The organism is Paenibacillus sp. UNC217MF (assembly GCF_000686865.1).
GTDB classification, from domain to species: Bacteria; Bacillota; Bacilli; order Paenibacillales; family Paenibacillaceae; genus Paenibacillus_B; species Paenibacillus_B suaedae.
Window position 1 is genome coordinate 1 of sequence record NZ_JMLT01000017.1, and the last position, 13,036, is coordinate 13,036.

Annotated in this window: 12 protein-coding genes; all 12 read right to left on the bottom strand. The window is 45.8% G+C overall.

Going from position 1 to position 13,036, the window contains the following annotated elements:
• A partial coding sequence (locus BP95_RS33820) for a hypothetical protein (RefSeq protein ID WP_036666958.1) occupies window positions 1–473 on the bottom strand: 473 nt, incomplete at its 3' end.
• 43 nt (window positions 474–516) lie between these two features.
• The gene (locus BP95_RS0110385; protein ID WP_021256075.1) at window positions 517–1,365 is read right to left on the bottom strand and encodes a barstar family protein; all 849 of its coding nucleotides are present in this window, start codon (window positions 1,363–1,365) and stop codon (window positions 517–519) included.
• Window positions 1,366–1,388: 23 nt separating this feature from the next.
• Window positions 1,389–1,835 (bottom strand): hypothetical protein, encoded by a 447-nt coding sequence (locus tag BP95_RS30105; RefSeq protein ID WP_036666959.1) that lies wholly within the window; start codon window positions 1,833–1,835, stop codon window positions 1,389–1,391.
• Between the two features lie 365 nt (window positions 1,836–2,200).
• Complete coding sequence (locus tag BP95_RS33825; RefSeq protein WP_021254721.1) at window positions 2,201–2,506, bottom strand: hypothetical protein; 306 nt, start codon at window positions 2,504–2,506, stop codon at window positions 2,201–2,203.
• A gap of 577 nt (window positions 2,507–3,083) precedes the next feature.
• The gene (locus BP95_RS0110405; protein ID WP_028532104.1) at window positions 3,084–3,482 is read right to left on the bottom strand and encodes a hypothetical protein; all 399 of its coding nucleotides are present in this window, start codon (window positions 3,480–3,482) and stop codon (window positions 3,084–3,086) included.
• Window positions 3,483–3,497: 15 nt separating this feature from the next.
• Window positions 3,498–6,419, bottom strand: a complete 2,922-nt coding sequence (locus BP95_RS31860) for a contractile injection system protein, VgrG/Pvc8 family (protein ID WP_051614051.1) — start codon at window positions 6,417–6,419, stop codon at window positions 3,498–3,500.
• 74 nt (window positions 6,420–6,493) lie between these two features.
• The gene (locus BP95_RS0110415) at window positions 6,494–6,922 is read right to left on the bottom strand and encodes a DUF4280 domain-containing protein (RefSeq protein WP_021254725.1); all 429 of its coding nucleotides are present in this window, start codon (window positions 6,920–6,922) and stop codon (window positions 6,494–6,496) included.
• Window positions 6,923–6,997: 75 nt separating this feature from the next.
• Window positions 6,998–7,519 (bottom strand): hypothetical protein, encoded by a 522-nt coding sequence (locus tag BP95_RS0110420; RefSeq protein WP_028532105.1) that lies wholly within the window; start codon window positions 7,517–7,519, stop codon window positions 6,998–7,000.
• A complete protein-coding gene (locus BP95_RS30120) occupies window positions 7,516–8,703 on the bottom strand; it encodes a pentapeptide repeat-containing protein (RefSeq protein ID WP_021254727.1) in 1,188 nt (395 codons plus the stop codon). The genes BP95_RS0110420 and BP95_RS30120 overlap by 4 nt, the downstream gene beginning before the upstream one ends.
• A 22-nt stretch (window positions 8,704–8,725) precedes the next feature.
• The gene (locus BP95_RS0110430; protein ID WP_021254728.1) at window positions 8,726–10,141 is read right to left on the bottom strand and encodes a phage baseplate assembly protein V; all 1,416 of its coding nucleotides are present in this window, start codon (window positions 10,139–10,141) and stop codon (window positions 8,726–8,728) included.
• Window positions 10,125–10,811, bottom strand: a complete 687-nt coding sequence (locus BP95_RS0110435; protein ID WP_021254729.1) for a hypothetical protein — start codon at window positions 10,809–10,811, stop codon at window positions 10,125–10,127. Before BP95_RS0110435 ends, BP95_RS0110430 begins: the two co-directional genes overlap by 17 nt.
• A gap of 471 nt (window positions 10,812–11,282) precedes the next feature.
• On the bottom strand, window positions 11,283–12,911 hold the full coding sequence (locus BP95_RS0110440) for an ABC-F family ATP-binding cassette domain-containing protein (protein ID WP_028532106.1): 1,629 nt from the start codon (window positions 12,909–12,911) through the stop codon (window positions 11,283–11,285).
• Window positions 12,912–13,036 lie beyond the last annotated feature (125 nt).

Sequence of the window (13,036 nt, forward strand, 5' to 3'; positions counted from 1 at the left end):
TTTGCTACTCGGACATCTTGCGGGATCTTGCTCGCCGCCATCTCCATCCCTTTGTTGAGAGTCAGCAAGAATCGTACTAATGATTCTTTGGTCTCTGGGTTTCTCCAGCCTCTCTCATCGGTAAATACTTTCAAGCAGTATCTCAAACCTATCTGTGCCGCCTCAATATTATTTACATAGAAAAGGATATTCCTTCTTCTTGCTTCAAATTCGAATAATCCTTCTAAGATTAGTAAGTTTGTTGTCACTAGTGGTGGTTTGTTGGTGTTAGTTCCGTTTCGTCCTCCTTTGATTTTGAGCATGCAAAAAAGCTCATTCCCACTTACGGTGCAAGTGAGAAAGAGCTTTGAAAGTTTATCAAGCGTTTGATTTGTTTGGGTTGTACGATCTTGTTCTTGGAGGCGGGTAAAAATAGAGTTTACACAAAATTTTCGATGATCCTTGTTAAGCCGTGCCATAGTTTTCTTAAACATAAATTCAACTTATATAGATAAATTCATTGATTACAAAAAATTGTTAATTCAACACTAATATTACACCTTCATTTTCCATATTCTCAATAAGTGCTTGGAATAGGGGTCTATTCCCTACCTCTTCGAATTCTGGCTTATCTATAAGTTTATCGTCCCAACTCCTCTTATAGTTAATTTCTTTGACCCAAGAATTTATATCCAAGAATTTTCTTGCTATCTGATGATTATTCCATATAAGGGTGAAAGGTGCGGTTGCACCAAACCCTCCATAAAAACAATCAATTAGAGAGCAAATATCAAATCCATAATAACCTCCAGGCCCATTAATAGCTTCTCCTAATGCACAAAAGAAAGATGGATAATCCGTTACAAATGTTCCATCTAGGTGAAAAATTCCCTCCTGCATTTCATTACATTCCGATTTATTTATATTATAATTTTTTACAACTTTTAACCAGGATCTTCTTTCGTCTTCAGAAAGACTAGACCATTCATTCTTTTTCAATGGGGGAGAGATCCTCCAATTGTTCCAAATTTCGATTTCTTTATTAGATAATATTTCATTTAAAGAGCCCCTCCAAGTAACATCCGAAGCACTTTCTGGAACTCCAGTTTTATGATAATAAATATCATCATAAATAGAAAAACGAAACTTTCCAATTGGATTTGTATCATTATCAATGATACAAATATAGACTAGCCTACTTATCGATTCTTTTCTTTTAACAAGGTATTCTTTAAATTTCTGACAAAAAACAAACTGTTTCAGTTCAATTTTATGGTAAGCTAAATCCCCATCAAAATAAATCTTACCATCCAGCCCCTCTATTTCTTTGCAATATCCAATTACTAATTCACTTTCCTCATCAAGAATAGAGAATTTAATTCCCACTTTATTTCCTCCATTAACCATTCTTATGGTTTGAATTTCCCGCCATCTTGAAACCAAGGCGATGGGAATAATTTGGGCTTACTGTAACCATGATCAACTACATAGCCAAATCTTCCGTCAGTCCTCTCTAATATCCTATGTTTAGTGCCCGGAACATCCCATTCTTTTGAACCATCCCAAACGTTACCATCAAATAAGACAGGATCAATATCTTGAACTCGAAAACGATTAGGCAAATCCCATCTATCGATGGAACTGTAGAAATCCAGCGCCTTCGATAAATTACGATTTGCTACTCGGACATCTTGCGAGATCTTGCTCGCCGCCATCTCCATCCCTTTGTTGAGAGTCAGCAAGAATCGTACTAATGATTCTTTGGTCTCTGGGTTTCTCCAGCCTCTCGCATCGGTGAATACTTTGCCAAGCAGTATCGCAAGCCTAAATTCTGGGGCGGAATCAATAATACACATAAAAAAACCTATTCCATCTCCTCGCTTCAAACTGGAATAGGCCGTTTAAGTTATTTATCAAAATCTCATTGAGCTTGTTATTATTAAATTATTCTTTATTTTTCCTGAACTCTAAATCTAAATTCTTCACACTAGTTAACATTATAGTCGTGTCGTCTTTCCTGAGAGCATGGCTCTTTTAAAGTCTAAATCATTTTAGGATTCTTATAACACCAATTAGGGTCATAGGGCAACGATTTCAATTTTCGCATATCTTCCCAACTATAAACCCAATTGTAATCTCCCAACCAATAATATTGCATAGGATTTAATTTTAAGTATTCATAAACGAAACTTAAAAGCAACTTCTCGTTATCGTATACATCCTAGATACAACCAACTTGATATAAGGAAAGGGATGAATCCAACCCTAGATACTGTCCATTATTATAAAACTCAAGCCCATCATTCTTTTCTCCATCAATGTATATTAAGAACTTATTCTCATCAATATCTAGATCCTGCATAATACTTATAGTTGTATATTTGAAGTGGTTTTCTTCTGTATAATACTTTTCATTTCTGTAGTAAAGCATAGCGTCAGAATGAAATGCAGCTACCATTACTGATGATAGTAACTTGTCTGGTGAGTATTTGTCTCTTTCAACTAAAAAAAATGATGAAGTCCCCATTTACTTTAAAACTCCTTTCAATTCTCCAAATGAGTTTACTACAATCGCCCCCATATCCTTAATCTTATTCAGTTTTTGTAATTGTTCAGGGGCTAGATTAACTAGCGGCTCTTCAATGTATACAATCACGTTTCTGTTCTCTGGATTCAAAAAATCTTTATGATTCGTGTTTATATACTTCTCGATTTGGTCAACTTTCAAGGCACTAGCAGACAGCTAATGCGTCAACCCCTTCATTGGTATGCCACGACAAAATCGCTAAATCTTTATCATCCGTGATTTTTTAAAATATCAGCTTAGCGAGAAATCCAGTACCTTCGATAAATTTCTATCTTACGTGATCTTGCTCACTATACATCATCCTTCTATTAATGTTTCTTGACATGGAAAAAGCTTACTTCCACTAATATTGATAGAGTAAGCTTTTTAAAGTGTATCAAGTTATTTAGTGTCTAGTATATTGAGCGGATTGTACGATACTGTTATTGACTTTCAAGTGATTTTTAATATATTTTGTCACATACTTCAAAAGGCCTAAAGCCAATCAAAAATCAAATACATAACAATTCGCTTTATATTACATATAAAACTCTTCTACCGAAATCACTTCCATTGAATTACAATGAAAATCGATAAATTGAAATCCATCATTTTCACCATACCCACTATCATCATGTACATGGTAGCGCTGGTTACTTACCAAACCCTGTTCCTTCATATCATGAACTATTAAGTCACCTGACAAAGGGAAAGTTGTTGCTTTTCGTATCGTTAAATCTTCAACATCATGATATCTAATCATTATTTTGAATGGCTCCTTTGTCTTTAATAGGGTAACATGAAAAATAAGATCCAGTGTCCCGATATAATTACCCTCAAAATCATCTTCAACATTGTATTCTATTTTTACAATTCGCTCATATACCCACGAATCGTTAAGTGTATTAGTTATCATCTCAATATTTTTGATATACACTGATTTTATCGCTCCTTAATCAATAAAAATTATTTCATTTGTCTTACGATCCACTTGACTTTTCCTCATTCTCCCCGTCGAAGAATCTCGCATATACACAATTTTTTCTTTGATGTTTTTCCCTGCATCTTGATAAATGTACTCATGCAAGTGCGGTGGATTGGGATGATGTTTTGCATTACCATGATCACTATAATCCACCCTATACTTTTGCTTTCCTGCATGATCATAAATGACTCTAGACTTTTCTACTTGTCCACTCGAACCTAAACGACTAAAATCAATTCTATCTCCTGGGGTTCCTTGCATTGGAGCATAGTTATTTTTATAGTACTCATCAGGTAAAAAGGGCTCCGTAGCAAAGTCATCAGCTTTTCGAGTCCCCTCATCACTTGCCTTCTTGCTTTTGCCCGAAGCGGATCCCGACGCTGAATTCTCCGGTTCGGTGCCAGGATAGTATTTTCGCACCTCAATCTGATTCTTGGTCGGTTCAAGAGGCTTCTGTGTTGACGATTTATAGTTCACATTTGGCCCATCGTACGCCAGCTTATTCTTAGGCAATTGCCCAACAGACTTTTGTAAGGCTTCAAATCTATCATTGATAAACGTCGTCGCTTGACCCCAGTTTACCTTAATTCCCTTAATATTGCTTCCTTTCGATATTCCTTGCGGCTTGATTGGCGGTTGTGGATTACGACTGCGGGCAGCTCTAGCGCCAATAGCACCAGCTAATGCGTCAACCCCTTCACTGGTATGCTCCACGACAAAGAAGTAGTTCTGAGTCGCTATATCTGTGTCGTCCTTGAATCTTTCATATATGAGCTTCGCGATTTCATTTTTCTGCTGTGGTGTTAAATGCGGATCTTCCCATGCATTATATTGTTTTATATCAATTATTTGACCATCAAATAAGACAGGATCAATATCTTGAACTCGAAAACGATTAGGCAAATCCCATCTATCGATGGAACTGTAGAAATCCAGCGCCTTCGATAAATTACGATTTGCTACTCGGACATCTTGCGGGATCTTGCTCGCCGCCATCTCCATCCCTTTGTTGAGAGTCAGCAAAAAGCGAACTAATGATTCTTTTGTCTCTGGGTTTCTCCAGCCTCTCGCATCGGTAAATACTTTGCCAAGGAGTATCGCAAACTCCCTTTGCATTTCCAGCTGAACCATTTCTTCTTCACTGAGCGGGCCTGTTGCCGTCCCCCCGCCTCCGCCTGACGGCAACCCGATTCGGAAGCCGCTGGAAGAGGACATCATGCCGAGAACACTTAGTGCCGAGCCTACTAGCGAGCCAACCACTCCCGCTACCGGAATCATGCCCAGCAGACTGAGCGCCGCACCTGCCAGCAACCCGATTTGAGCCCCAGTAACGCCTTGGGATTCAGCTGCCGCCGTCTTCGCAGCCTGCCCGGCCTCATAGGCTTCCACCGTCATCAGCGGCGGCTCCGGCACCGGTGTAAGCGGGGTCACATGCACCGGCGACCTCACAGTGCCTTCCTGATGCAAGAGATCCGAGCGAATATCCGATTCGCCGTCCAAAATAAGACTGCTCTCGCCTCCGCGCAAATAGAGCGAATGCCCTGCTTTCATGCTTACTTGCTGGCCTGCCTTGACCATAATGTCCCGGCCGCTTATTGCAAGACTATTCGTGCTATGAATATGTACGCCGTTGCCTGCATTCAAGCGGATATTCAAGCCGCCGCCCGCTTCCAGCTTCAGTTCAGTGCTTCCCATGCTGATCCGCTTGCCGCGCTTGCTGCTCCATACTTTCTCATCGGGTTTATCAACGTCAGCATGCTGACGCAGTGAGCCCCGCACTACGGCTTCTGCCTCATGCATCGAAGGCAAATACAACTGCGCTCGATCTCCCGGCTCCGGCATCCAATACAAGCCGCTGTTTCCCTCAGCTGCGTAGCTTGTTACATACGGGAACCAACAGCCATCCGAAACAGCATCTTCGCCATCCATATCCAAACGCAGCCTTACCCGATCCCGCTGCACCCCGATAACAATCCCGCTGAGCACAGCGCCTGTCGCCTGCCAATTCTCTGTACGTTGACAGATAACATCTTCCTCTGCACAAAGTTGATAGGTGTGCAATAGAAGCCCGCTCTTCATCTCGCTTACGATTTCGGTTACAACCGTCTTTATGCCGCTTGGCAGGCTGACGCGATCACCCAAAACGAAGCATCTTCCGCTCTCTAGCGAATACACGGTTGCGGACGACGAACCGAACCCATTCCCGAATAGCAACTTCTGCTCTTCATGCCCCAGCAAAGAACGAAAGCTCTTTCGAACCCGATACGGCTCTTGTTCATCCAGCCTCCAATGCTTTCCTGTCGGCAAGCCGAAGAACAGCTTCGGAGATTCTGCGGTAATTTCCGGCACTAACACCGTGCCGAGCCTTGAGGCCATCCGCTTCAAAAACGACCAGTCCGTCTCCTCATATTGTAGGGTAAAAGATCCCAACGTGCTACCTTGGCTTGCAGTATCGATTGAATCCGAACGCGCATAGTCCTTCAGTACTCGTTCCAGGACATCCTTATAAGTCGTATGCTCCGGCTGGAATGAACGGCTCTTAGGTCGTACATCCAGCTCATAGCTCCAGGAAATCGCTTCTAAAGTCAAGACATATACACTGCGCTCCGCCTGTATGGTACGAGTCATCACCTGACCACAGAACAACGTTCGGACTACGGAACCGTCATCTCCCAGCTGTTCTACCTTTACGGACTTGCCATAATCATACGCCTCAATATCCCGATCGCCACGCTCCTCCGCCAGCAGGGCGCGCATATGCAGCCGGGCATGCTCATTCACTCGCTTCTCGATTCGCAGCTCATGGATTCGCTGTATATCATGCGCCCACACCACACGGATATGACCGTAGCCTGCCGCATATTCTGCGCTTTGCATGCTCTTCTCCAACTTCTCCCCTCCTTGCATGATTTGATTACTGGTAACGGGAATGTATTGTTCTATCGTCTATGCGCGTATTCCGATCAATCCAGTTCCTGTCCGTCATCCTCGATGCGAATGACACCGCCATAAAGGCATTGATGCGTACAACTACTAAGCAAAGCGGGTTGTCCCGCCACATGCACATCATGTTTGCCGTTCAACCAAGGAATGGTCATTACCGGAATGCAGGGAGCTTTCTTCACCCCATAAATATCGACCAAATTACTGCTCTGAACGGCCGGATTCATCGAACAAGAACAATTGCCAAAAGAAGAGATGTTCACGCCCGGCACGAAATCCCCAACGTTCATCTGAGCCTTGCCCTTCACGTATGTACCGTGGCATTCTGGCATTGTGAGCCGGGTCGGCTGAGTGCCGAAGCTGCAGCTTAGAATAGCGCCCGCTACGACATAGCTGCCTTTGCGCCCTTTTCCCGGCTGAACGCGGATATCCTCCTGTTGCTTCCCCAATCGCTCTAATCCCCTTTCTTTCATTCTGAGATCATGCTCAAGCAGAGTCGTTTCCTACACCGCTTAAACGCACTCTCACTTTTGATCCATTTCAACCTCAGCAAAATGAACCCCGTACACATCCCGCCGCAGCAGACTCTCGGCAAGCGCCAGATTGGCGATCCATACTCTCTCGCGAATTTCATCCACTTGGAACAGCGGCCGATAGCTCCGCTTTCCTTCCAGCACAAGCCGCTTCAAGCCCCCATCCTTGTGGAATTCGCTATCAGGCGAGAGGCAGCATAGGCGAGGCAGCGACGTCATCCAATAGACTTCCTGCCGTTCCCTTTTCATATCAGTCAAAATAACAGGACGCCAACGCAATTCAGGCATGTACAGCTCGACCAGCCGCTTAACGCGATCCGATAACAAGGGCATGGGCCGATCCATATAATCGACATATTCGACGTCATTCCGTTCCCGTATCGGGAAGACAAGCGGCTGCTCTTCCACGCCGGCTTCTTCCTCTAGTCGGCGCACGGTTCCGGGCACCATCATATTCGGCTCTGCCCGATTCGCAATCCGTTCATCCGCAACAAGTCTGAATAACCGATTCATGGCCGTCCCCCCATTCCCCGCGAGAGCAGGCGGTGATCCTCCTCATCCCAATGCGCATTATTCCAGTTGACCCCCGTTACATCCGCGTCTTGAAAATCCGCTCCGCTCAAATCCGCCTTATCGAAGCGCGCCCCCTTGAGATTTGCTCCGCGGAAGACGGCATTCTTCAGCGTGGCTCCAGTGAACACTGCGCCAGGGAGATTGGCTCGGGTAAAATCAGCACCGGTCAAGTTGGATCCCTCAAATCGAACCCCATCAAATATGGGTGGAAATCCGTCGAATGGCAGCACGCCCCGCTTGCCCTGAACGCCCCGAAACACCGTCGACGGCATGAAGCACCCGCTAAAGTTCGCACCGCTAATAAGACTGTAGGCAAAGTTGGCGCCATCCAACCGACACTCCTGCCACAGCGTGCCGATCAGAACGCCATCAAGAAAACGGCTGTCCGACAAGCAGCAGTCTCGAAATGCGCTGTACCGAAGATCAATCCCCGCCCAATCTCCCTCCGACAAATCCATAGCGTGAAAAGCTTCATATGCGTAATCCTCTTCATTTCCCTCCCGCAGCCATGACCGCACTTCCTCTGCATCGCGCTTGCTCAAGTCCAGCCGGAACACGCATTCACTGTGATCCAAATATTCTCCTACCCGAACCTCGAATACTTCTGCCTTCTCCACAGCTTGGAACTCCGGCAATTGGGAAGCTTCCTGCATCGCCAGCCGAATCAGGCTGACCACGACGCGGTGTATGTGAACGGCCTCGCGCAGACGAATGCGCTCCAGATGTGCGGAATGAACGGCCCCCTTATATTCGCGGCTGGCCAGCTTCAATCTGTCTGCCAGCAAATCCAAGTAGCGATAAGCCCACAAGCCGTCATAGTAGCCTTCAACCGGTTCGGCGTCGAACAGCCACGAGCTGTCGGACGCTTGTACGAGATAGCGAGCTCGTCCCTGCGCAATGTCCGTTCTCAGCATAGAGTAGGTGATGAATCCAAGGCTTCCTTTTTTCCCGGAGAGCTGCTGTTCACGAATGACCTTGCACCATTTCCGGAAGCCATCGACAAATTCTTGCACCCATTCTTGCTTGGCTTCATCCCATTCTTGTCCGATTGCAGCGAGCATCTCGCTCCTCTCGCGAGGTACTGCTTCTTGAATGAAATGGGTTAACGCTGCTTCGCTGTTCATGACAACCTCCTCTTCCGCATGCTTAGTTCGACTTCACTTTGCTGCCTGTTAAGCGCGCCTGACGTCCCAAATGAAGCTGGCTGCCCTTGCAGCTCATGTTCATTTCACTGCCTGCGGACAACACCATCTTGCGTCCGGCATTCATGGAGATATCCCCATCCGCAGTGATGCTGACTCCTTTGCTGCTGGCAATGTGAATGCCCTCATCATCGTTCAGTTGAATATAAATGGCGCCATCCTTCCCGGTAATGACGATTTCATCCGGAGCAAGCCTGATTTCTTTGCCGGATGGCGTACGGAATATTTTCACATCGGGATTGCTTAGCTTATTGCGTCCGCTCGGTTCAGCATTCTGGCGTACTGCACCGCCAGCGATGCCCTCCTCTTCCTTCTTTCCGGGAAAATAAACGGCTACTGGATCTCCAATCTCCGGCATGACGTACCATCCGGTGCTGCCTTCCGCCGAATAAGCGGTCGAATATCGGAACCAGCGCGCTTCCTCTTTCTTTTGCTCATGATCACATTCAAAGTGAATTTTTACCTTGTCCCCTGCCACATCAATCACTTTTCCGCGAATGGATGCGCCGATCAAGCGCTCATGGCTATACTCCTTCTGCCGCAATCCTTTGTGAGAGCAGAGCACATACCGATGCTTCAGCATTCCGCCTTGCATCGTCGTCTGCGCTTCACGCACAAAGAGACTTTCTCCTTGAAATTGAATAGGACTGCCTAAGTCGAATACCTCATCCGTTTCGATGTCATAGGTAATAAAATCGTTTTCGCCGACAGATGCGGCTTCATTTTCTACGAAATATCGGAACGGCGCCAATCGCTTGCTAACGGTATAATTCATTTGCTCCAACCGAATCACTCTTGAACCATCAGGAATACCGAAATAGAATTTAGGTTCATGGAATTGAGCTGCCGGAACTAGACTGGTATGGTATCGAGAGGCCATTCTCCGTAAAAACGCCCAATCCGTCTCCTCATACTGCAAAGCCATTCGCTGCAGCTTAGCCCCAGCAGTTGCTTCATCCATCACGTCAAGTCCCGGGTATTCCTTGCCTATCTGTTCAAGAAGTTGAGGGATCGTCATCTTTACATTCTGGAAAGATCTCGTCTTGGTCTTCACATCCATGACGTAGGTATGGGATATCGCCTCCACTTCCAAATAGTGAACGCCCTGCACGACTTGGATTTCGATAGAAAGTGCGATTCCCCGGAACAGTGGTTTGCTCCCACCGTCCGTATCCATTTGATTCAATTCAATAGAGGTGTCTGTATCGGTCATATCCACATAAAGCTTGCTCTTTTCCTCGGACACAACCCCCGTGAAGCGCAGCCGCGCATGCTCGTTGAGCTGCTTCGTCAGGGTCAGTTCCTGCAGGTGGACTAATTGGTATGGATGAATGCTCAAATTCTCATAAGTAAGACTCACTTCGTTTCTCCCCTTTCTCACTGCCGAGGGTTTGTATCGCCCGCATCATCGCATGGGCCACTGGTTTCCAGTTCCGCATGTCCATTGCACTGCATGAGAAAGAAACGAGTAGCGCGCTTCCTTCCAGCTTCTTGAACATCATGTAATAGTACAGCGTCCCGTCTAATACGGAAGCGGTGAATTCACAGTACCCTGCGCGCTCCCCTTCATCAGAATCCATCATGCCTTCATCGATCCAGGAACGGATAGGCTGTACCGAGCGAATCATGCGAGCCATCGTCTCCGTATAAACAGCAAGCCCCTCTTCTTCAAGCGGATCTTCTGTGAGGTTGATCGTTAAGTTCACGGTACCTTCATTGTTCGTATAAATTAGGGATGGACGATATACCGAAGGATATTTGATCGCAGCCTCCTGCTGAGTCATGAGGCGCCAAGTTTTCGGCATCCTTACGTGAAGCTTGCCCGCCAGCAAAGTCCGATCCGCTAGCGGAATCATTTGTCCGTTGACGCTTATTAGCGGATGATTGAGATCGATAGACTCTCGCTTAACGTTACCCCCTCTTTCGCCGCTTTCTCCCCCATCTTCTTCCCTCATCTCGCCGTCACGTTCCTGTCGTTCTTCCTCCAGCTCTTTCATCATCGCCAAAATTTTTTCATCCAAATGCTGCACCAAGCCTACCCCCTTTATCCCTATACTCCGAGTTCTTTCTGAAGTCCTAGGCTTTAGTATCAGAATAGGCGGAACAACCCACCTTATTTAGATATATTTTCCTATTATATTATAACGGCAAGAATACAATCTGATTTGATAGAAATGGAAAAAATAGATGTTAATATTTCTAAAGATGCAAATAAGAGAGGATGTCTGATTGTACAGGTAGAACAATATTCAGGGGGAAAACGGGGCAAAACGAGGAAAACGAGTGCTGCACATTTGGGCAACTTCAAGCCTGATTCGTGCACATCCAGTAGAAAGGATCGAATTCAGGAAGGAACCAACGCTCCTTGCTCGATCCTGCTTTCAAGTAAGAGGCAGTTTATCGCTAAAGCAAAAAACTAATCCATTGGACAGCCTTTAAACATACAAAAAGAGGTTTGAACAGCCATTTGGCTACTCAAACCTCTTGCTTCTATTCAGATGCTATTTGCTCTCTTCTGGATACAGCTTCTTGCGCAGCTCTTTCACTTCTTCATTCTCAAGATATTCATCGTACGTGCATACACGATCGATGATGCCATTCGGCGTAATCTCGATAATGCGGTTCGCAATCGTCTCAATGAACTGATGGTCATGGGACGTGAACAGCATTGTGCCGTCGAAGTCAGTCAAGCCGTTGTTGAGCGCTGTAATGGATTCGAGATCCAAGTGGTTCGTCGGTTCATCAAGCAACAGCACGTTCGCGCCGCTCATCATCATCTTGGAGAGCATGCAGCGAACCTTCTCGCCCCCGGACAATACGCTTGCCTTCTTCAATGCTTCTTCCCCAGAGAAGAGCATGCGGCCCAAGAAGCCGCGAAGGAATGTCTCGTCTTGATCCTTGGAGTATTGGCGCAGCCAGTCAACCAAGGTATCCTCAACCCCATCGAAGTATACGGAGTTGTCTTTCGGGAAGTAAGCTTGTGTCGTCGTAACGCCCCAGCTGAATGTTCCTGCATCAGGCTCAATCTCGCCCATCAGAACTTGCATCAACGTTGTCTTCGCCAATCCGTTTGGACCAACGAGTGCGATCTTGTCGCCTTTGTTCACAACAAGGTGTAGATTTTCGAATACTTTTTCGCCTTCAACTGACTTCGTCAAGCCTTCGATCGTCAGCAATTGCTTGCCCGCTTCACGCTCAGGCTTGAAGTTGATGAACGGATATTTACGATTCGATGGACGAATGTCGTCGAGCGTAATCTTATCGAGCATCTTCTTACGTGAAGTCGCCTGCTTCGACTTGGACGCATTCGCGCTGAAGCGCTGAATGAAGGCTTGAAGTTCCTTGATCTTCTCTTCCTTCTTCTTGTTCTGATCGCGCATCATCGTTTGCGCCAATTGGCTGGACTGGTACCAGAAATCATAGTTACCTGAGTACAGCTGAATTTTACCGAAGTCAATATCTGCAATGTGCGTACATACCTTGTTCAGGAAGTGACGATCGTGAGATACGACGATAACTGTACCTTCATAATCCATCAGGAAGCTCTCGAGCCAGTTGATCGATTCGAGATCCAAGTGGTTGGTAGGCTCATCGAGCAGCAAGATGTTCGGTCTGCCGAACAATGCTTGTGCAAGCAATACGCGTACCTTCTGGTTGCCGTCAAGCTCAGACATCAGCTTATCATGAAGATCTCTAGTGATTCCAAGACCGATAAGCATCTCGCCTGCGCTCGATTCAGCTTCCCAGCCGTCGAGCTCAGCGAATTCGCCTTCCAGCTCGCCTGCGCGCATGCCGTCTTCTTCCGTGAAGTCTGCCTTCGCATAGAGGGCATCCTTCTCTTTCATAATGGAATACAAGCGCTCATGACCCATAATGACTGTATCGAGAACCTTGAATTCTTCATATGCATAATGATCCTGCTTCAAGACCGATAGACGGTCTCCAGGAGTAATGTTTACTTGACCATTTGTCTGTTCAACTTCACCAGACAATATTTTAAGAAATGTCGATTTGCCCGCACCGTTCGCGCCAATCAAGCCGTAGCAGTTCCCTGGTGTAAACTTAATGTTCACGTCCTCGAAAAGCGCTCGTTTCCCGTAGCGGAGCGTAACGCCGGTTGTACTAATCATGGCATTCCCGTCCTTTGCCTATTATTGGTTTCAAACTGTTATTATAGCATAAGGATCAGTATAATGCGACGATTGAACATTTTTACCATGATCTTTGGAGAATTACACATATCAAATCCGGCATT